Genomic DNA, 19,740 nt, shown 5'->3' with positions numbered 1-19,740 from the left:
TCTAAATATAATAATATATTACCAAACATATGTTTACGAATATTTCGTATCATTTATTTTTTTTAATATCATATCAGCGTAGTGAAAAATGCTGTTTCTATAAAAAACAAATTGATAACGACGTCCTCCAATTTGTTTCCATAACATTGTTGCTCGAATTCCAGATAACAAAATACACCTAATTTTATTTTGAATAACTATATTATGTAATACTTTTTTTGACCCAGAAACTTGAATACGAAAGCCTAATTTGCTCACTGTATCTAAATATATTTGTGCTAATCTATCAGCTAACAAATCATATGTATATACTCTATTTTTATGCTGTTGAATTAATATAGACAATTCCTTAAATAAAATGTTTTTATACTTTATGTTATTTTCTAATCTGTTTTCTAAAGTTATTAAATTAAAAATATAACGTATCATTTTTATAGAATTTTTACATTTTAAAATAGCATTAACATTTAGTAAAGACATTAATGTTGTTATTCCTAACTTTAAATTTTTCTCTTTATTTCCATATATTGATAATACAGTAGTAGGATAAAGATTTAGCATACTGTCAATACAAATTTCAAATGATTTAGAATGACATTCTCCTGTTTCAGACAATTGATTTACTAAAACAATAGATTGACATATTCCAGCTAGAGACAACATAATTGAATAAAAGTTTTTACCCACAACTATTTTGTACTCCAAAAATATAAAATTGTGATAAACGTAAAATTATTATTTTAAAACAGGTAATCTTTTTTTTATAATTCCACCTCCAAGACATAAATCTGACAAATAAAATACAACAGATTGTCCAGGAGCAACCGAAGATTCTGGGCGTTCAAATAGTACTTTAATCTGTTTTTTTTTATGCATGACTATCTTACAGGGAATGTCTATGTGACGATATCTTATTTTTGCTGTACAAAAAAATGAATTTTGGATATTTATATCATTAATCCAATGTAACTCATTAGCTATTAATCCTATAGACATTAGATAAAAATTATTCATTCCTTGAGAAACTATTAAAGAATTATTGGTAATATCTTTACTAACTACATACCACGGTATATTATTAAATCCTTTTATACCCCCAATACCTAATCCCCTTCGTTGACCTATAGTATAATGTATCAACCCATAATGTTGTCCTATTTTTTGACCTAAAGTAGTTATAATATTTCCAGATTTATGAGGTAAATAATGATTTAAAAATTTTTTAATATTTTGTGGACTAATAAAACAAATACCTGTCGAATCTTTTTTTTTAGCAACAATTAAATTTATTCTTCTAGCAATTTTTCTAACTTCACATTTAGTTAAATGCCCAATTGGGAATAAACATTGTTTTAAAACTTTTTGGTTTATAGTGTACAAAAAATAACTTTGATCTTTAGTAGCATCTAATCCTCTTAACAAAAAATATTTATTTTTAAATATACGTTTTTGTACATAGTGTCCAGTAGCAATATAATGAGCTTGTAAATCTTGTATTGAATATTCAAAAAAAATTTTAAACTTTATTTCTTTATTGCATAATACATCTGGATTTGGTGTTCTGCCCATTTTATATTCGAATAAAAATTTTTGAAATACATTTTCCCAGTATTCAAAAGAAAAATTTACTTTATGTAAAAAAATATTTAATTGATTACATACACCCTGTGCATCACTTAAATCTTTTTTAGAAGAACAATGCATATCACTATCGCTATTATGTTCTTCCCAATTTTTCATGAATAATCCTTCAACATGATACCCTTTTTTTTTTAAAATCCACGCAGTTACTGATGAATCAACGCCACCAGACATAGCTACAATTACTTTTTTGTTTAATTTGTACATATATTCGTTACACTAGCTAATATTTAACAATATTACATTAATTATGTTTTAAATATCATTTATATTAACCTTTAAATAAAAATAAATCATATTTTAACTATTACTAATAATATAAATCAAAATTATAATATACGTTCTAAAATTAGAATATGTGTTGATACATATAATTATACTATATAATTATATTTAATTTCATTTTAATTATTAACTTGCTTATACATAATTATAATATTAATTAAATAAAAAATAAAATAATTATTAAAAAACATTATTTTCAACATCTAATATTTTTAAAACAAAATTTTAAAAATCGATACAACATATAGCATTTGAAATTTCAATTATAAAGTTTAAAATTAATAACAATGTTTAAAACATTTATTAAAAAAAATTTTTCTACATTTTTTTAAATTATTCTAACAAAATTGCTATTAACACTGCTTCTATATATGTGTTAAATAATGTACACAGTTTCTTATTTTTATATGAGGTCACTTGTTTATATATGGAAACAATTAGAAATTTTTCAATTATTGCACATGTTGATCATGGAAAGTCTACTATTTCTGATAGATTAATTCAAATATGTGGAGGATTATCAAAAAGAGAAATGCATTCTCAAGTATTAGATTCTATGGATTTAGAAAAAGAAAGAGGAATTACTATTAAATCTCAAAGTGTTACCATTGAATATAAATCTAAATGTAATAAAATAATTCAAATGAACTTTATTGATACACCAGGACATGTAGATTTTTCTTATGAAGTATCTCGATCTTTATCTGCTTGTGAAGGAGCATTATTAATAATTGACGCAACACAGGGAGTAGAGGCACAAACTATAGCTAATTGTCATACCGCATTAGATATGAATTTAAAAGTAATACCTATTTTAAATAAAATCGATTTACCTACTGCTGATCCTCAACGTGTTAAAAAAGAAATCGAAGATATTATAGGTTTGTCAACTAATAATATTATCTTATGTTCAGCAAAAACTGGAACAGGTATTACTAATTTACTAGAAACAATTACACATAATATTCCATACCCAAAAGGAAATCCAAATGACCCACTACAAGCACTAATTATAGATTCTTGGTTCGATTGTTATTTAGGAGTAGTTTCCTTAGTACGAGTAAAAAATGGATATCTTACAAAAAAAACTAAAATTCAAATTATGAGTACTAAAAAAATTTACAATATTGAAAAAATAGGAATTTTTACTCCAAAGCCAATATTTAAAGATATCCTAAAATGTGGGGAAGTAGGTTGGATTATATGCGGTATACGAAATATTACTGGTGCTCCTGTTGGAGATACTATTACTCAACATCCTAACAGCGCAAAAAAAGTACTATCTGGTTTTAAAAAAATTAAACCTAAAATTTATGCAGGTTTATTTACTATTCAATCTAACCAATTCTCTCTCTTTCGAGATGCTTTAGGAAAATTAAGTTTAAATGATGCTTCCTTATTTTATGAACCTGAACATTCCCTAGCACTAGGACATGGATTTCGATGTGGTTTTTTAGGAATTTTACATATGGAAATTGTTCAAGCTAGATTAGAAAGAGAATATAATCTTCAAATTATTGCTACATCACCTACAGTAATTTATAAAATAATAATGATAGATAATACTAATTATTACCTAGATACTCCACATAAGTTGTCAACACTACAAAAAATTAAAGAAATTAGAGAACCAATTGCAAAATGTTTAATTTTATTACCTATAAAATATTTAGGTAACACATTGTTATTATGTTCTCAAAGACGAGGTGTACAAAATGATATATCATATTACAATAATCAAATTTTGTTAGATTATAGTATACCTATGTCAGAAGTAGTATTAAACTTTTTTGATCAATTAAAATCTGTATCTAGCGGATACGCTTCATTAGAATATAATTTTGAGTTGTATAAAGTTGCTCATGTAAAATGTTTAGATATTTTAGTAAATTATAAAAAAATAGATTCTTTATCTACAATAGTTCATAAAACAAAGATATTAAATCAAGCTAAAAATGTAGTTGAAAAAATGAAAAATTTAATTCCAAGACATCAATTTGATATCATTATACAAGCTGTTATAGGTACCAAAGTAATTGTTCGTACTACCATTAAACAATTAAGAAAAAATGTATTAGCTAAATGTTATGGAGGTGATGTTACTCGCAAAAAAAAATTATTAAAAAAACAAAAAATAGGAAAAAAAAGGATGAAACAAATTGGAAATATAACAATACCTCAAGAAGTATTTTTAAAAATTTTAAATAACAATTAATACGAAAGATATACTCTTAATAAGAACGGAACATCATGTCTAATTATCTGTCAAGTTTTTTACTAGCATCTTCATTAATTACTGGAACTTTATGGATTATCAATAAAATTTTATCCCATAACTTACTAGATTCTAAAATTCCATTTAATATAAAGAAGTCAAAAATTTATTATAAAAGTAAACAAGTTGTTCAAACTTTTGCATCTTTTTTTCCCATTTTAATAATAGTATTTATAATACGTACATTTATTTGCGAACCCTTTCAAATTCCATCTGAATCTATGATGCCTACATTATTACCAGGAGATTTTATATTAGTAAAAAAATTTTCTTATGGAATTAAAAACCCATTTTCAAATAATGTTATTGTTTTCATAAATACTCCAAAACGAGGTGATATAGTTGTTTTTAAACATCCTAATAATAATGCTATCAATTATGTTAAAAGAATTGTTGGTTTACCTGGAGATAAAATCAATTACAATATATTAACTAAACGTTTAACAATTACTCCCAATAATATCAACGAACAACATACAAAAAATATTTCTATAAACTATAAATATATCAAACCAAATGATTTTACTAAACATTTTAAGTTAAATAATATAATTTTAAACAATGTTCATTCGTTAGAATCTTCAAACAACAACTTATTACAATTAGAAATGTACCAAGAAAAAATAGAAAAAATAGCGTATAATATATTTTTTAAGAAAAAATTAATTGATCAAAAAGATCTATATTTTAAACAATTTAGTCAAAAACAGGGAACTTGGATAGTACCTAAACATAAATATTTTGTTTTAGGTGATAATCGAGACAACAGTTTGGACAGTCGATATTGGGGTTTTGTACCAGAAAAAAACTTAATAGGAAAAGTAGTTTTTATATGGATGCATTTAATAAAAAAAGAAGGGCAGTGGCCTACAGGTATTCAATTTGATAGAATTGGAAATATTTATTAAATTTTAATAATAAAATTTATAAAATAAGTATTTCTTACAATAACGTTATTATAATTAATTACTATTTACTAATCACTATATCAGTATAATTGGCAATAACATGAATCATACTGTAATACAAAAATTACAAAAAATTTTAGGATATACATTTATTAAAAAAGATTTATTGATCCAAGCGTTAACTCATAGAAGTGCAAACAGTAAGCATAATGAGAGATTGGAATTTTTAGGTGATTCTATTTTAAGTTTTGTTATTGCTAATGCATTATACCATTGTTTTCCGCATGTAAACGAGGGAGATATGAGTAGAATGAGAGCTACTTTAGTTAGAGGTCATACATTAGCTAAAATAGCATACGAATTTGATTTAGGAGATTACCTTCAGTTAGGACAAGGAGAGTTAAAAAGTGGAGGTTTTAGAAGAGAATCAATTCTTGCTAACACTGTAGAAGCACTTATTGGTAGTATTTTTTTAGATAGCAACTTAAAAACCATAGAAAAATTAATCTTAAAATGGTATAAAAACCGATTGAAAGCAATTAATCCTAGCGATACCCAAAAAGACCCAAAAACGAGATTACAAGAATATTTGCAGTCTAAACATTTACCATTGCCTTCATATTTAGTAGAACAAGTATATGGAGAAGCACATAATCAATTGTTTACTATTTATTGCGAAATTAGCGGAATTAATGAAAAAACAATAGGTATTGGTTCTAGTCGAAGAAAAGCAGAACAAGAAGCTGCACAAAATGCACTAATAAAATTGGGGATAGAGTGAAACAAAAATATTTTTCTGGAACAAGTGTTATTATTGGAAAACCAAATGTCGGGAAATCTACTATTATTAATAAATTAATAAATAGCAAAATATCAATTGTCTCTAAAAAGAAACATACTACACAAAGCAATATTACTGGTATTATGAATATAGGTTTACAACATCAATTGATTTATATTGATACACCTGGAATATCTAAAAAATACGTTTATAAAAATCAAAATAAAACTTTCAGAAATACAATGGCATTAATGCATAGTATTCAGTTTATATTTTTGATATTAGAAAAAACTAGTTGGACTAATGAAGATGAATATATTCTAAATATAGTTAAAAAATATTTAAAACCAATATTTGCTATTATTAACAAAATTGATAAAATAAAATCAAAAGAACATTTACTACCACATATATTAACTTTAAGCAAAAAACATATGTTTCAAGAAATAATCCCAATATCTGGAAAAACAGGAGAAAATATTCATATTTTATCAAAAGTAATTCAAAACAAATTGAAAATTGTACCTAAGCCAACTTTTCCTTTTGATTTAAAAACTAATTTAGATATTAAAAGTATTGTTTCAGAAATTATTAGAGAAAAACTAATATTATATTTAGGTGATGAATTACCCTATTCTATACAAGTTTCTACCAAAAATATTATTGATAGAAATATAAAAACGTCTTATATAGAAGCTGTAATCTCAGTAAACAACACCCAACATAAAAAAATAATTATTGGATGTAAAGGAAAAAAAATAAAATTATGTGGTTCATTAGCACGAAAAGCTTTAGAAAAATTTTTTAACAAATCAATTTACTTATCATTAAAGGTTATTAAAAAAAATAAAACATTATGAGTATTCTTGGTGTAGGAATTGATATATTGTCAATTTTAAGAATTAAACGCATTATAAAAAACAAATTAGGAACAAAATTTTCTCAAAAAATACTATCAAATTATGAATTAAACATTTTGCCTAATTGTAAGCAAAACTACACAAAATTTTTAGCAAATAGATTTTCTGTTAAAGAAGCTGCATCAAAAGCATTAGGAACAGGAATTAGAAATGGACTAAAATTTAGTGATCTTGAATTACATCATGATAAAAATGGAAAACCTTATTTAAAATTTTTAAAACAAGCAAAAAAAATGCTTCAAGCTATGAACACAAAAAGCACACATGTCAGTTTAAGCGACGAAAAATTATATGTATGTGCAATAGTAATATTCGAAGATTAAAAACAGTTAGATATATTTCTTTACGTAACTATCTATCTTAAATAAATATTTGTAATGAATTAGATTAAATAATATTGTTATTAAAATATTTCGTTGCTATCTTTCTTTTACGTTTAAAAAAAGAACTTAATAAATTTGAACATTCAGATTCAAGTACTTCTTGTGTAATTGATATTTTTCGAAAATTCTTATTTATAAAAAAATGATTTTTGCAACAAATATATTTTTGTAAATTTTTATATTTAGCACCAAACACTAAACGAGAAATTCTGCTATGAATAATGGCACCATAACACATAATACATGGTTCTAACGTTACATATAAAGTTGTATGCAATAAACGATAATTTTTTAAAAATTTTGCTCCATTACGTAATGCTTTTATTTCAGCATGAGCAGTAGGATCATGATTTAAAATAGAACTATTTAACCCCTTTCCAATAATAGTATTATTAAAAACTAATACTGCACCAACAGGAACTTCTCCTATCATTTCAGAAATCTTAGCTAAAAATATAGCGCATTTCATAAAATATTTGTCACTATCATGCATAAAAAACGTACTTCATATTAATATATAATCCTTATACTAAACGAATACTTCTTAATAATAAATTGTCCTAATGACGAATTCGTTTTACAAATCTATTTTGTGTTTTTTTCCACTCACTTAATTTCTTATGTTCACGTTTATCTTTTATTGTTTTACCTTTTGCTATACCAATCTTAACTTTACACCATTGTTTTTTAAAAAAAATAGACAACACAATAATAGTTAAGTGACTTTTATATAATTTACTATATAAATATGTAATTTCACGTTTGCGTAACAATATTTTTTTTATTCTATTACATTCATACGTTATATATAAGTTTGATTTAGAAATTGGATCAAATTGAGAATTAACTAGATACATTTCACCATTTTTTAAAGAAATGTAACTATTTGAAATATTAATCTTTCCACATCGTACTGATTTTACCTCCCAACCTAACAATACTATTCCAGCTTCAAATGTTTCTTTTATAGAAAAACTGTACTTAGCTTTTCGATTAATACAAATTTCATTAGGTTTTCTATTACTATTTCTTTTCATAGTATATTATCAATTTTATTAACACTTATTTTAGTATCACACTTTATTATTTATTACTTAAAGTTAAAAAATTTTTATTTACAAAATTGAATATTTTCTGTAGTATGAGAAAATTTTAGTTAAACTTAAATTTTTATTTCTTTAAACTTAATGATCACAATTACAATTGTATATTTTACAAATAAAATTCAGCATGTTAAAAAAATTAAACTAAACATAGGCACTCCAGTTCATGAAGCTCTAAAAATATTACAAATTAATATAAAAAAAAATAATAAAATTGGAATTTATGGTGAATTAGTATCACTTAATCATATTTTAAATAACAAAGATAGACTTGAAATTTATAGACCGTTAAAAATAAATCCAAGAGAACTGAGAAAACAAAAAATAAATCGTAAACTTAAATAACAAAAGTATATAATTAAATATCATTTTTAGAAACAATAACCATCGCAGGACGTAATAATCTATCGTATAATAGATAACCTTTTTGCATAATTGAAATAACATAATTATTTTTAATATCTTTAGATACTTGTGTAGTTATAGCTTGATGTATATCAGGATTAAAAGCAATATTAATATCTTTTATGGACGTAACTCCGAATTTAACTAACAAATTCATTAAAGATTGAGAAACATTATCTAATTCATTAAAAATTAAACATAATATTTTATCATCTTTTTTGAATAAATTTAAGGCGTATTCCATACTATCAATAACAGGAAACAACGAAGAAATAAAACTTTTTAAAGAAAATTTATAAGCACGATTAATTTCTTTTTCCGCTCTTATTTTGTACAGTTTAAGATTATTTTTAACTAACAATTGTTGATTTAACAAATCAGAATTTAAATTTAAAAAAATTTTCTCGAAATTATTTAATTCTTCTGTTTGAAAATCGTTATCAGTATTTTTACTATCACTATTAGTAACATCATTTATTTCGACGGTAGAATTTTCAGATACGACTTTTGCTTCTTTATTTTTACTTAATAAATCATTATCTATATTCATAATTTAAAATTTCCATCCGTATAATTCATTTTACATTAACATAATCATAATTATTGTTACAAAATTTACTTATTAATTTATTAGCTGAAATATCTCTAAAATAGATTTAATAATTAAAGATCAATCACAAATCTCTTACCAAAGGAGATTGATAAGTAACTCCCATATCCCAAGGTTGCTCAATCCACACTTTTTGTGGTATATCTATAATATATTCGTCTACTAATAATTTACCCATGGGTTTGGCAAAGATAGTTACAAACTTTGCTTTAGGATACAAATTTCGAATTATTTTTCCAGTTCCACCTGTATCTACTAAATCATCTACAATAATAATTTGAGAACTGTTTCCAGCTGCATACTTTAATATTTTTAAGTCACGTAAACGATTATGATCGTAACTGGACACGCAAATAGTATCTACAAATCGAATATTTAATTCTCTTGCTAACAACGCAGACGGAATTAAACCACCACGACTAACTGCAATAATTCCTTTCCATTGATTAACAGGTAATAGCTTTTGGGCTAATTCTCTAGCATAAATTTGTAGCATATCCCAAGTAACGATATATTTCTTACTCATAATAGTCCTGCAACTACAAAATGGTATACCTATTTATAAAAACAGATAATATCTATAAAATTTATGCTATTATGATCACGTTACTACGTTTCAAAATCATTTAAAAATAAATAATTTATATCACAAAAAGAATAAATATTCATGAACATTTAATTATTATCTACTACTCAATTTTAAAAACTAAAATTTTAAAACAAAAAACTAAGACTTTTGTTTTAAAATTTTTGTTAAACGTTTTAAAATCTAAATATAATGTGCTACGTAATACGGTGCGGACGGGACTTGAACCCGCGACCCCCGGCGTGACAGGCCAGTATTCTAACCATCTGAACTACCGCACCTTTTAAAATATACTACTGTAGATAATCTAAACTATCTATTTGATTTTATTCATTGTATAATTTAATGTGAGAAGTGTCAATATAGTTTAATTATATTTATCTTCAAGCCAAACACAATTTCCTGTTTCTTGTTTTACATATTTTAAATATTTCATGTGCTGTTGAAGTTCATCTTTAGTTGCTAGTAATAATGTTGATCGAAAAGGAACTCTAGAATCTAGTTTTGCATTTTTTTGAATAGAATTCAAATTACTATTTTTATCAAAAATTGAAATTGACTGTTGAAAACTAGTCATAAATGTATATACTTTAGCTAATAATTTTGCATCAATTAACGCACTATGGAAATCTCGATGACTAACATTTATTTTATATCGATTACATAAAGCATCTAAGCTATTTTTTTTTCCTGGAAATAATTGTCTAGCTAATGGCAAAGTATCAACAACATTACAATAATCAGATATTTTTCGTTTGTCACTATTGATCATATTTAACTCATAATTTATAAAACCTACGTCAAATTTTGCATTATGAATAATTAAATCAGAATTTGTAATATATTCTAAAAACTTTACTGAAATTTCATGAAATTTTGGTTTATCTAATAAAAAGTTATCTGTTATTCCATGAATTTTAAAAGATTGTTTATCAATTAATCTATTGGGTTGAATATAACTGTGAAAATTATTACCAGTAAAAACGTTATTTATCATTTCCACAGCTCCAATTTCAATAATTTTGTGATTTTTATAAAAACACCCAGCAGGATTCATACCAGTAGTTTCAATGTCTAAAACAATTTTTCTATCATATTTTTTCATATTTTTGTATAAATAGTTAATTATATAAGTTAAATAGAGAAAACACATTATGTTAAAAACTATTAAAATATTTTCTGATGGATCGTGTTTAGGAAATCCAGGACCAGGAGGATATAGTTTTATTATACAACATTTAGAATATGAAAATATATCTAGTTCTGGATTTTACTTAACAACTAATAATCGAATGGAATTAATGGGAATCATTGTAGCTACCGAATCACTTAAACAACCATGTTGTATTACAATATCAACAGATAGTCAATATGTTCAAAAAGGTATTTTATATTGGATTAAGAATTGGAAAACAAAAGGATGGAAAACTTCGAGAAAAACTTATGTTAAAAATGTTGATTTGTGGTTACGCTTAGAAAAATCTTTAAACTTACATCAAGTGACTTGGAAATGGATTAAAAGTCATTCTGGAAATAAAAAAAACGAACAATGTGATCACTTAGCTCGCGAATCAGCAAAATTTCCTACTTTAAAAGATTTCGGGTACATTTTATAATATTGTATACCTACATATCACTTTAAAAATATTGAGGAAATAAATGAATTAATATGAAAATAATTTTTACTAAGGTATTATTTGATAATTATGTATGGATAATGTTTAATTCAAGTAAAGATTGTATTATCATTGATCCAGGTGAATCTAATTCTGTAATTAAAAAGATAAAAAAATTAAATTTGAATCCTAAAATTATTTTGCTAACACACAATCACCTTGATCATATACAAGGTGTTAAAAATTTATTATATAAATATCCAGAAATATCTATTTATGGACCATTAGAAACACAATTTTGCGGAACGAAAAACCTAATAGATAATCGAAATACTATTGAAATATTAAATACAAAATTTTATATTATACCTACTCCAGGACATACTAATGGACATACTGCATACTATTGTCCTCCATTTTTATTTTGTGGCGATAGCATATTTTCAGGGGGGTGCGGGAGGGTTAAAAATGGAATGATGATAAAAATGTATAATTCCTTAAGAACAATATCTAAATTACCTAATGATACATTGATATATTGCTCCCATGAATATACTAGATCTAATTTAGAATTTTTTAAAAAAATATTTCCAAAAAACTTAAACATACTAAATTACTACAATAACATCAAAAAATCAAAAACACAATGTACACTACCAAGTACTTTAAAAATTGAAAAAAAAATAAATCCCTTTCTTCAACTAAATAATACGAACTTAAGACATCAAGTTAAAATACATAATGATTTAAGTTTTTCATTAAATTTTTTTATTTACTTAAGAAAAATAAAAGATAAAAGTTAAATATAATACATTTGGAGTTAAGCGGGATCGAACCGCTGACCTCTTGCGTGCAAAGCAAGCGCTCTCCCAGCTGAGCTATAACCCCTTATTGTTTCTAATAAAGTTAATCATTTATTTAGAAGAAACTTGTAATAGGCCTGAGTGGAATTGAACCACCGACCTCACCCTTATCAGGGGTGCGCTCTGACCAAGCTGAGCTACAAGCCTTTTATCAGAAAATTCATGTGGGCACAACCTAAAAATCAAAGATTACTATTTTATTTTTAAGGAGGTGATCCAACCGCAGGTTCCCCTACGGTTACCTTGTTACGACTTCACCCCAGTCATGAATCACAAAGTGGTAAGCGCCCTCCAATAAAATAATCTGGTTAAGCTACCTGCTTCTTTTGCAACCCACTCCCATGGTGTGACGGGCGGTGTGTACAAGGCCCGGGAACGTATTCACCGTGGCATTCTGATCCACGATTACTAGCGATTCCTACTTCGTGGAGTCGAGTTGCAGACTCCAGTCCGGACTACGACATACTTTATGAGGTTTGCTTATCTTCGCAGAGTTGCATCTCTTTGTATATGCCATTGTAGCACGTGTGTAGCCCTGGTCGTAAGGGCCATGATGACTTGACGTCATCCCCACCTTCCTCCGGTTTATAACCGGCAGTCTCCTCTGAGTTCCCAGCATAACCTGATGGCAACAAAGGATAGGGGTTGCGCTCGTTGCGGGACTTAACCCAACATTTCACAACACGAGCTGACGACAGCCATGCAGCACCTGTCTCATAGTTCCCTAAGGCACTCTTTTATCTCTAAAAAATTCTATGGATGTCAAGACCAGGTAAGGTTCTTCGCGTTGCATCGAATTAAACCACATGCTCCACCGCTTGTGCGGGCCCCCGTCAATTCATTTGAGTTTTAGCCTTGCGACCGTACTCCCCAGGCGGTCGACTTAATGCGTTAGCTTCGGAAGCCACTTCTCTAGGAAACAACCTCCAAGTCGACATCGTTTACAGCATGGACTACCAGGGTATCTAATCCTGTTTGCTCCCCACGCTTTCGCACCTCAGCGTCAGTTTTCATTTAGGAGGTCGCTTTCGCCACGGGTATTCCTCTAGATATCTACGCATTTCACCGCTACACCTAGAATTCTACCTCCCTCTATGAGACTCTAGTCTATTAGTTTCAAATGCAGTTCCTAAGTTAAGCCTAGGGATTTCACATCTGACTTAATAAACCGCCTACGTGCTCTTTACGCCCAGTAATTCTGATTAACGCTCGCACCCTCCGTATTACCGCGGCTGCTGGCACGGAGTTAGCCGGTGCTTCTTCTTCGGGTAACGTCACAAAATATGTATATTAGACATAATTCTTTCCTCCCCGCTGAAAGTACTTTACAACCCTAAGGCCTTCTTCATACACGCGGCATAGCTGCATCAGGCTTTAGCCCATTGTGCAATATTCCCCACTGCTGCCTCCCGTAGGAGTCTGGACCGTATCTCAGTTCCAGTGTGGCTGGTTATCCTCTCAGACCAGCTAGAGATCGTCGCCTTGGTAAGCCATTACCTTACCATCAAGCTAATCTCGTCTGGGTTCATCTAAAAGCATAAGGCTAAAAATTTTAGTCCCCTACTTTGGTTTATTTAAAAACATTATGCGGTATTAGCCATCGTTTCCAATGGTTGTCCCCCTCTTTTAGGTAGATCCCCAGATGTTACTCACCCGTTTGCCGCTCGCCGCCAGAAAAGTAAACTTTTCTTCGATGCCGCTCGACTTGCATGTGTTAAGCTTGCCGCCAGCGTTCAATCTGAGCCATGATCAAACTCTTCAATTTTAAGTTCTCAAAAAAAAACAAGAACAATACTTTAATAAAAGCTAAATGCTACTTAATTCATCTTTAATTTGGCGTGCCCACATGAATTTTCTGATATTTTTTTAAAGAGCGTTGTTTTTAATACCTTTACATACTTACATCTTTTTATACATTTGTCAACAATTTTAAATATTTATTTATTAAATTAACTAATAAATTTGTAATTTAGTTTATTTAAATAATCTTTTAATAGAAAAATACAAATAGCTATTTTAATTACAAAAATATTACTTATACAAATATTTAAAATTTCTGAAATAATTTATATTTTGTATTATTTAATATACAATAAATATTAATAAATAATGTTAATAAAAATTTCTATATAGGATCACATGACTATTAAATCTATAATATCAAAACACATTAAAAAAGTATTAAATATTATAAAAATTTTTATAACACATGAAGACCTTGCAATTGTCAGAACTTCCGACAAAAAAGTTTGGGATTACCAAGTAAATGGAATTATAAAATTAGCTAATAATTTAAATAAAAATCCATATGTTCTTTCAAAATATATTATTTCTAACATGCGTTATTATGAATATAAAATGTATAAGAAAATTACAGCTTCAAAATTAGGTTTTATAAATATTTTTATTAATAAAACATGGTTAGAAAAAGAATTAACAAAAAAAATAAAATCATTTAGATTAGGAATAAAAAAAGTCACACCAAAAAATATTATTATAGATTATTCATCACCAAATGTTGCAAAAAAAATGCATGTAGGACACCTTCGTTCAACCATTCTAGGTGATGCTACAGCTCGCATATTAGAATTTCTAGGACATAACGTTATGCGAATTAACCACATTGGAGATTGGGGTACACATTTCGGAATGATTATCGCTTATTTAAAACAAAACTTTATATCTTATAATGAAATCAATCAACTTGATTTAAATGAATTATACCAAAAAGCAAAAGTGAATTTTGATTTAGATTCAGAATTTTCTAAAAAAACACGAAATTATGTTGTAAAATTACAAAAAAAAGATAAAGAATGCATAAGAATTTGGAAAAAAATTGTTAAAAAAACTATAACAGAAAATCAAAAAATTTATAAAAAATTAAATGTTACTTTAACAAATAAACATATTGTCGGAGAAAGTTTTTATAATGATATGCTACCTGACATTATACAGGACTTAAAAACAAAAAAAATTGCAAAACAATGTAATGGTGCTTACATCGTATTTTTAAATAAATTCAAAAATAGAGACGGGGCACCAATGGGCGTGATAATTCAAAAACAGGATGGTGCATTTTTATATTCTACTATTGATCTCGCGTGTTTAAAATACCGTTGCGAAGTTCTTCGTGCTGACCAAATTTTATATTTTATTGATTCTCGTCAAAAAGAATATTTAAAACAAATCTTAGAAATAGCTAAAAAAGCTGGATACATATCTAATAACATTATTATTAGACATAATGAATTTGGAATGATTTGTTCAAAAAATAAACGTCCATTCAGCACCCGTTCTGGAAACAACATAATATTATCTGATCTAATAAATGAAGCAATAAAGCGCGCGAAAAAGATTGCAAAAAATAAAAATAAAAACTTATCCAACAAAGAGTTAGAATATTTATCTGAAAAAATAGGAATAGGTGCAATAAAATATTTTGACTTATCTAAAAATAGATTAACAGACTATATTTTTAAATGGGACGAAATATTGACATTTGATGGAAACACTGCACCATACATGCAATATGCATATATAAGAATACTATCTATATTTAAAAAATTGAATATATCAATGTTAAAACTTTCCGGAAATATCATACTGACAGAATTACTTGAAAATAAATTAGCTATTAAATTATTTCAATTTGAAGAAATAATATTAGAATCGTTGCAACATAGTGCTCCACATATTATATGCAAATATCTATATGAACTATCAAAAATTTTTTCGAAATTTTACGAAAAATGTTCCATATATAAATCTAAAAACACTAAAATTCGTAAAAATCGACTATTATTGTCCCTGTTAACAGCTAGAACTTTAAAAAAAGGTTTATTTATAATTGGAATTTCTACAATAAAATATATGTAATCTTAAACGACTAATATTTATTTGTATTTATTAAAAATTATACTTTACCTAAATTTTATTTCATGCTAAATATATTTTATTGCATTTTACATACAAAATTAATTTTTATAGAGTGATACATAAAAATAAATATGTACCACACTTTTTTAGATATATAATTACATTTTTTCTTATGTTTTTGTTTGATCTCCAATAATATTAGTTGTATATATTTTTGTAACATCCTCTAATTCTAAATTTGATAAAACAAAAATTTTCGGGATATTTTTTAACAACATTTTTGCTATAAAAACACGTAAATTATGATGTACTAATAATACACATGGTATATTTTTTAATTTACAATTATTATATTCTTGCTGTAATTTAACTACAATATAGTTATACAACCCGGGTTCAAGAACACTATCTTTGTTTGCAATAGTTTTAAGTAAAATCTGTTCTAATTTAGAGTCAAATTTAATAACTTCTATTTTATTATTTTGAAAAATATTTTGAATAATTAATTTTCCCAAAGAAATGCGAACTAAACTAGTTAAAATTTGCGAGTCATTTTGATAATTCGGTGCATGCGTAATTAAGGTTTCTAAAATAGTTTGCATGTCACGAATCGGAACATTTTCAATTAATAAATTTTGCAATACCTGATGAAAAATAGTTAAATTAATAGAATTTGGAATCAAATCTTCAATTAATTTCGGACAAAATTTACTTACATAGTCTAATAATTGTTGAGCTTCTTGACGTCCGAACAATAAACTTATATGAGTTAAAATAATATGATTTAAATGCGTTGAAATAACAGTACTATCTTCAGCAATATTATAACCCTTCTGTTTAGCTTGATTTATAAGCTCACTCGTAATCCAAAACGATTTAAACTTAAAAATCGGATCACTTGTTTCTTCAGCTGGTAATGGTAATGGTCCAGATGCATTACCTGAATTAATTGCCAAAAACTTACCACATTGCACCGTCCCTTTACTTATTTCAATTCCTTTGATTAAAATACAATAACAGTTACCAGGTAAATTATTATTATCCCTAATATGAACTAACGGTGGTAAAAACCCAATATTTTTAGCACATTTTTTTCTAACGTTACGAATTTTATCTAATAAATTACTTTTTTTGGAATTAACTTTAATCATTGGAATTAATAAATTACCCAATTCAATACTAATAGAACCTTCTAATTGAACGTCATTCCATGATGCATCAGATATATTACAAAAATTAGTATTATCAATTTTTTTCATAGTTGATTCAAAATTCGTAAATATTACAGGATTACGATATATTAACCAAGATATAAAAAATAATAATGTTGTAAATATTAAAAAAATAATGTTAGGCATACCAGGAACTAATCCTAAAACTCCTAAAACTATTCCACTTAAGAGAATTACCTGAGGATTACAAAAAAGTTGACTTACAATTTGTTCACTAACATTCTGATCTGTACTCACTCGAGTAACGATCACTCCTGACGCAGTTGAAACTACTAAAGCTGGAATCTGTGCTACTAATCCATCTCCAATAGTTAAAATTGTATATACTTGTGCTGCTTGTGAAAATGTCATATTATGTTGCAATATACCAATAACTAAACCTCCAATAATATTAACAATCATAATTAAAATTCCAGCTATAGCATCTCCTCTAACAAATTTACTAGCTCCATCCATAGAACCATAAAAATCTGCTTCTTGATTAATTTCTATACGTCTCTTTTTAGCTTGTTTTTCTCCAATTAAACCAGCATTTAAATCTGCGTCAATAGCCATTTGCTTTCCCGGCATACCGTCTAACGTGAATCTAGCTCCAACCTCTGCAATTCTACTTGCTCCCTTAGTAATAACCATAAAATTAATAATTATTAAAATAATAAACACTATAATTCCAATAGTAAAATTACCGCCTACTAAAAAATGACCAAACGCCTGTATAACGTTTCCAGCTGAACATGATCCAATATGACCATTTAGAAGAATTATTCTCGTTGATGCAATATTTAATGCCAACCTTAATAATGTAGAAAACAATAAAATTGTAGGAAAAGAAGTAAACTCTAATGTTTTAGTAGTGAACATAGACATTAATAATACTACTATTGACAATGCTATATTGAATGTAAAAAACAAATCTAAAATAAACGGCGCCAGCGGCAAAACCATCATAGATAAAATTATTAAAATCAATACCGGACCTGATAACGTCTGAAATTTAACTAATCTTTTTATTTCGAACGTTTTAAATATAGACAAGATGTTAGCCACGTTTTTTTATCCTCTTTTCATACAATTCCGAAGGAATAAAAAATTTTTCAGGAGTACGCGGAAATACTCCACCTTTTATTTTCCAATGCCGAATTTTCCAAACCCAAGCTAATACTTCAGCAACAGCTTCATATAATACACTTGGTATATATTCTCCAACTTCAGTTCGATAATATAAAACATGAGCTAAGGAATGCGAAACAAGAGTTGGAATAGAATGATTATTACCTATCTTTTTAATTTTTATCGCTAATTCATCGATGCCCTTTGCTAATATTTTTGGAGCATACATGTTAGTTTCATTATATTTAATAGCAATAGCATAATGCATTGGATTTACAACGATAACGTCAGATTTTGATACATTTGATAACATACGACGATTTGAAATTGAAAACATTATTTGACGGATACGAGATTTTATACGAGGGTTTCCTTCCATATTTTTCAATTCATCACTAACTTCCTTTCGCGTCATACGTAAACTTCTATAGAAATTATATTTTTCCCAAAATAAATCAATGATAATAATTGGAATAAAAAATATTAAAATAGTCAAAAAACACAAAAAAATAGTGCGTACACTATAATTTAATATATAATCAAATGTAAAATTTGAGGAAAAGCATACTTTTAAAAAATATTTAGATATAAATAAATATACTACAATACTCACAAAAACTATTTTTAAGACTGTTTTAAATAAATCAACAATACTCTTAATAGAAAACACATTCTTAAATCCTAATATTGGATTTAATTTATTAATATCAAATTTTATAAATTTAAAATTAAAATTAGAACAACATAATATCATTGCAGGAAACATAAAAATTAACATAGGAAAAAAAATTATTCCTAATAATGAAATAAGATTATCTTGAAAAATCATTAAGAAATTGTGATCTAAAAATAAATCATTTTGAAAAATAGAATTATTAAAAGTAAAACTTAAATAAAAAATTCTTTTTAATAAAGTCAAAATTAACCGCTGATTATACCAAAAGTTAATTAACGTAATAGTTAAAATAAGTAATGAATACAATTCACGATAATATCTATTATGTCCTGTTTCTTTGGAAATTTTTAATCGATAACTAGTCGGACTTTCAGTCTTTTCTTCAGATTCATCATGATTCATAAAAATATGCCTTAAATTTTAAATTAAAATATAATTTTAACAAAAACACAATTATATTGTTGCTGATA

At 26.6% G+C, this 19,740-nt stretch carries 18 protein-coding genes, 3 tRNA genes and 1 rRNA gene; 9 read left to right on the top strand and 13 right to left on the bottom strand.

What is annotated here, in order from left to right:
- Nucleotides 1–33: 33 nt before the first annotated feature.
- Nucleotides 34–687 (bottom strand): high frequency lysogenization protein HflD, encoded by a 654-nt coding sequence (gene hflD / locus BBP_RS01220; RefSeq protein WP_044010521.1) that lies wholly within the window; start codon nucleotides 685–687, stop codon nucleotides 34–36.
- Between the two features lie 48 nt (nucleotides 688–735).
- Nucleotides 736–1,848, bottom strand: a complete 1,113-nt coding sequence (mnmA, locus tag BBP_RS01215) for a tRNA 2-thiouridine(34) synthase MnmA (protein WP_011091370.1) — start codon at nucleotides 1,846–1,848, stop codon at nucleotides 736–738.
- A 505-nt stretch (nucleotides 1,849–2,353) separates the two neighbouring features.
- Between mnmA and lepA the strand changes: the two genes are divergently transcribed.
- The 5 genes from lepA (at nucleotide 2,354) to acpS (ending at nucleotide 7,133) form a co-directional block, all read left to right on the top strand.
- A complete protein-coding gene (gene lepA, locus BBP_RS01210) occupies nucleotides 2,354–4,141 on the top strand; it encodes a translation elongation factor 4 (protein ID WP_011091369.1) in 1,788 nt (595 codons plus the stop codon).
- 35 nt (nucleotides 4,142–4,176) lie between these two features.
- The gene (lepB, locus tag BBP_RS01205) at nucleotides 4,177–5,109 is read left to right on the top strand and encodes a signal peptidase I (protein ID WP_011091368.1); all 933 of its coding nucleotides are present in this window, start codon (nucleotides 4,177–4,179) and stop codon (nucleotides 5,107–5,109) included.
- A gap of 100 nt (nucleotides 5,110–5,209) precedes the next feature.
- Nucleotides 5,210–5,890 (top strand): ribonuclease III, encoded by a 681-nt coding sequence (rnc, locus tag BBP_RS01200; protein ID WP_011091367.1) that lies wholly within the window; start codon nucleotides 5,210–5,212, stop codon nucleotides 5,888–5,890.
- A complete protein-coding gene (gene era, locus BBP_RS01195) occupies nucleotides 5,887–6,750 on the top strand; it encodes a GTPase Era (RefSeq protein ID WP_011091366.1) in 864 nt (287 codons plus the stop codon). Before rnc ends, era begins: the two co-directional genes overlap by 4 nt.
- Nucleotides 6,747–7,133, top strand: coding sequence for a holo-ACP synthase (acpS, locus tag BBP_RS01190; RefSeq protein WP_011091365.1), 387 nt, complete (start codon nucleotides 6,747–6,749; stop codon nucleotides 7,131–7,133). Before era ends, acpS begins: the two co-directional genes overlap by 4 nt.
- A gap of 64 nt (nucleotides 7,134–7,197) precedes the next feature.
- Here acpS and tadA read toward each other — a convergent pair whose 3' ends face one another.
- On the bottom strand, nucleotides 7,198–7,686 hold the full coding sequence (tadA, locus tag BBP_RS01185; protein ID WP_011091364.1) for a tRNA adenosine(34) deaminase TadA: 489 nt from the start codon (nucleotides 7,684–7,686) through the stop codon (nucleotides 7,198–7,200).
- A gap of 67 nt (nucleotides 7,687–7,753) precedes the next feature.
- Nucleotides 7,754–8,230, bottom strand: a complete 477-nt coding sequence (smpB, locus tag BBP_RS01180) for an SsrA-binding protein SmpB (protein ID WP_011091363.1) — start codon at nucleotides 8,228–8,230, stop codon at nucleotides 7,754–7,756.
- A gap of 150 nt (nucleotides 8,231–8,380) precedes the next feature.
- Between smpB and BBP_RS01175 the strand changes: the two genes are divergently transcribed.
- Nucleotides 8,381–8,641, top strand: coding sequence for an RnfH family protein (locus tag BBP_RS01175; RefSeq protein WP_011091362.1), 261 nt, complete (start codon nucleotides 8,381–8,383; stop codon nucleotides 8,639–8,641).
- Nucleotides 8,642–8,654: 13 nt separating this feature from the next.
- On the opposite strand, the gene BBP_RS01170 is transcribed toward BBP_RS01175, so the two are convergent.
- The 4 genes from BBP_RS01170 to dnaQ form a co-directional block, all read right to left on the bottom strand.
- Nucleotides 8,655–9,251, bottom strand: coding sequence for a nucleotide exchange factor GrpE (locus BBP_RS01170; RefSeq protein WP_011091361.1), 597 nt, complete (start codon nucleotides 9,249–9,251; stop codon nucleotides 8,655–8,657).
- 124 nt (nucleotides 9,252–9,375) lie between these two features.
- Complete coding sequence (gene gpt, locus BBP_RS01165; protein WP_011091360.1) at nucleotides 9,376–9,837, bottom strand: xanthine phosphoribosyltransferase; 462 nt, start codon at nucleotides 9,835–9,837, stop codon at nucleotides 9,376–9,378.
- A 267-nt stretch (nucleotides 9,838–10,104) separates the two neighbouring features.
- Nucleotides 10,105–10,178 (bottom strand) — tRNA-Asp (locus BBP_RS01160).
- 86 nt (nucleotides 10,179–10,264) lie between these two features.
- Nucleotides 10,265–11,002, bottom strand: a complete 738-nt coding sequence (dnaQ, locus tag BBP_RS01155) for a DNA polymerase III subunit epsilon (RefSeq protein WP_011091359.1) — start codon at nucleotides 11,000–11,002, stop codon at nucleotides 10,265–10,267.
- Nucleotides 11,003–11,051: 49 nt separating this feature from the next.
- Here dnaQ and rnhA point away from each other — a divergent pair, with 49 nt between their 5' ends.
- Together rnhA and gloB are read left to right on the top strand one after the other, a co-directional pair.
- Complete coding sequence (rnhA, locus tag BBP_RS01150) at nucleotides 11,052–11,513, top strand: ribonuclease HI (RefSeq protein ID WP_011091358.1); 462 nt, start codon at nucleotides 11,052–11,054, stop codon at nucleotides 11,511–11,513.
- A gap of 53 nt (nucleotides 11,514–11,566) precedes the next feature.
- On the top strand, nucleotides 11,567–12,316 hold the full coding sequence (gene gloB / locus BBP_RS01145) for a hydroxyacylglutathione hydrolase (RefSeq protein WP_011091357.1): 750 nt from the start codon (nucleotides 11,567–11,569) through the stop codon (nucleotides 12,314–12,316).
- Nucleotides 12,317–12,328: 12 nt separating this feature from the next.
- On the opposite strand, the gene BBP_RS01140 is transcribed toward gloB, so the two are convergent.
- The 3 genes from BBP_RS01140 to BBP_RS01130 form a co-directional block, all read right to left on the bottom strand.
- Nucleotides 12,329–12,401, bottom strand: a tRNA-Ala gene (locus BBP_RS01140).
- A 47-nt stretch (nucleotides 12,402–12,448) separates the two neighbouring features.
- Nucleotides 12,449–12,523, bottom strand: a tRNA-Ile gene (locus BBP_RS01135).
- A 57-nt stretch (nucleotides 12,524–12,580) separates the two neighbouring features.
- A 16S ribosomal RNA gene (locus tag BBP_RS01130) occupies nucleotides 12,581–14,141 on the bottom strand.
- Between the two features lie 374 nt (nucleotides 14,142–14,515).
- On the opposite strand from BBP_RS01130, the gene argS reads away from it, so the two are divergent.
- Nucleotides 14,516–16,252, top strand: a complete 1,737-nt coding sequence (gene argS, locus BBP_RS01125; RefSeq protein WP_011091356.1) for an arginine--tRNA ligase — start codon at nucleotides 14,516–14,518, stop codon at nucleotides 16,250–16,252.
- A gap of 170 nt (nucleotides 16,253–16,422) precedes the next feature.
- On the opposite strand, the gene flhA is transcribed toward argS, so the two are convergent.
- Nucleotides 16,423–18,531 (bottom strand): flagellar biosynthesis protein FlhA, encoded by a 2,109-nt coding sequence (flhA, locus tag BBP_RS01120; protein ID WP_011091355.1) that lies wholly within the window; start codon nucleotides 18,529–18,531, stop codon nucleotides 16,423–16,425.
- The gene (locus BBP_RS01115) at nucleotides 18,524–19,672 is read right to left on the bottom strand and encodes an EscU/YscU/HrcU family type III secretion system export apparatus switch protein (RefSeq protein WP_011091354.1); all 1,149 of its coding nucleotides are present in this window, start codon (nucleotides 19,670–19,672) and stop codon (nucleotides 18,524–18,526) included. The genes flhA and BBP_RS01115 overlap by 8 nt, the downstream gene beginning before the upstream one ends.
- Between the last annotated feature and the right edge of the window lie 68 nt (nucleotides 19,673–19,740).

The organism is Buchnera aphidicola str. Bp (Baizongia pistaciae) (assembly GCF_000007725.1).
Lineage (GTDB): Bacteria > Pseudomonadota > Gammaproteobacteria > Enterobacterales > Enterobacteriaceae > Buchnera_B > Buchnera_B aphidicola_H.
Note: the sequence above shows the minus strand (reverse complement) of the source record. Positions and strands in the feature narration are given on the sequence as shown.

Coding starts and splice junctions, on each gene's coding strand:
- mnmA (WP_011091370.1), bottom strand. CDS start 1,848: ATGTACAAATTAAACAAAAAAGTAATTGTAGCTATGTCTGGTGGCGTT.
- lepA (WP_011091369.1), top strand. CDS start 2,354: ATGGAAACAATTAGAAATTTTTCAATTATTGCACATGTTGATCATGGA.
- lepB (WP_011091368.1), top strand. CDS start 4,177: ATGTCTAATTATCTGTCAAGTTTTTTACTAGCATCTTCATTAATTACT.
- rnc (WP_011091367.1), top strand. CDS start 5,210: ATGAATCATACTGTAATACAAAAATTACAAAAAATTTTAGGATATACA.
- acpS (WP_011091365.1), top strand. CDS start 6,747: ATGAGTATTCTTGGTGTAGGAATTGATATATTGTCAATTTTAAGAATT.
- tadA (WP_011091364.1), bottom strand. CDS start 7,686: ATGCATGATAGTGACAAATATTTTATGAAATGCGCTATATTTTTAGCT.
- smpB (WP_011091363.1), bottom strand. CDS start 8,230: ATGAAAAGAAATAGTAATAGAAAACCTAATGAAATTTGTATTAATCGA.
- BBP_RS01175 (WP_011091362.1), top strand. CDS start 8,381: ATGATCACAATTACAATTGTATATTTTACAAATAAAATTCAGCATGTT.
- BBP_RS01170 (WP_011091361.1), bottom strand. CDS start 9,251: ATGAATATAGATAATGATTTATTAAGTAAAAATAAAGAAGCAAAAGTC.
- gpt (WP_011091360.1), bottom strand. CDS start 9,837: ATGAGTAAGAAATATATCGTTACTTGGGATATGCTACAAATTTATGCT.
- dnaQ (WP_011091359.1), bottom strand. CDS start 11,002: ATGAAAAAATATGATAGAAAAATTGTTTTAGACATTGAAACTACTGGT.
- rnhA (WP_011091358.1), top strand. CDS start 11,052: ATGTTAAAAACTATTAAAATATTTTCTGATGGATCGTGTTTAGGAAAT.
- gloB (WP_011091357.1), top strand. CDS start 11,567: ATGAAAATAATTTTTACTAAGGTATTATTTGATAATTATGTATGGATA.
- argS (WP_011091356.1), top strand. CDS start 14,516: ATGACTATTAAATCTATAATATCAAAACACATTAAAAAAGTATTAAAT.
- BBP_RS01115 (WP_011091354.1), bottom strand. CDS start 19,672: ATGAATCATGATGAATCTGAAGAAAAGACTGAAAGTCCGACTAGTTAT.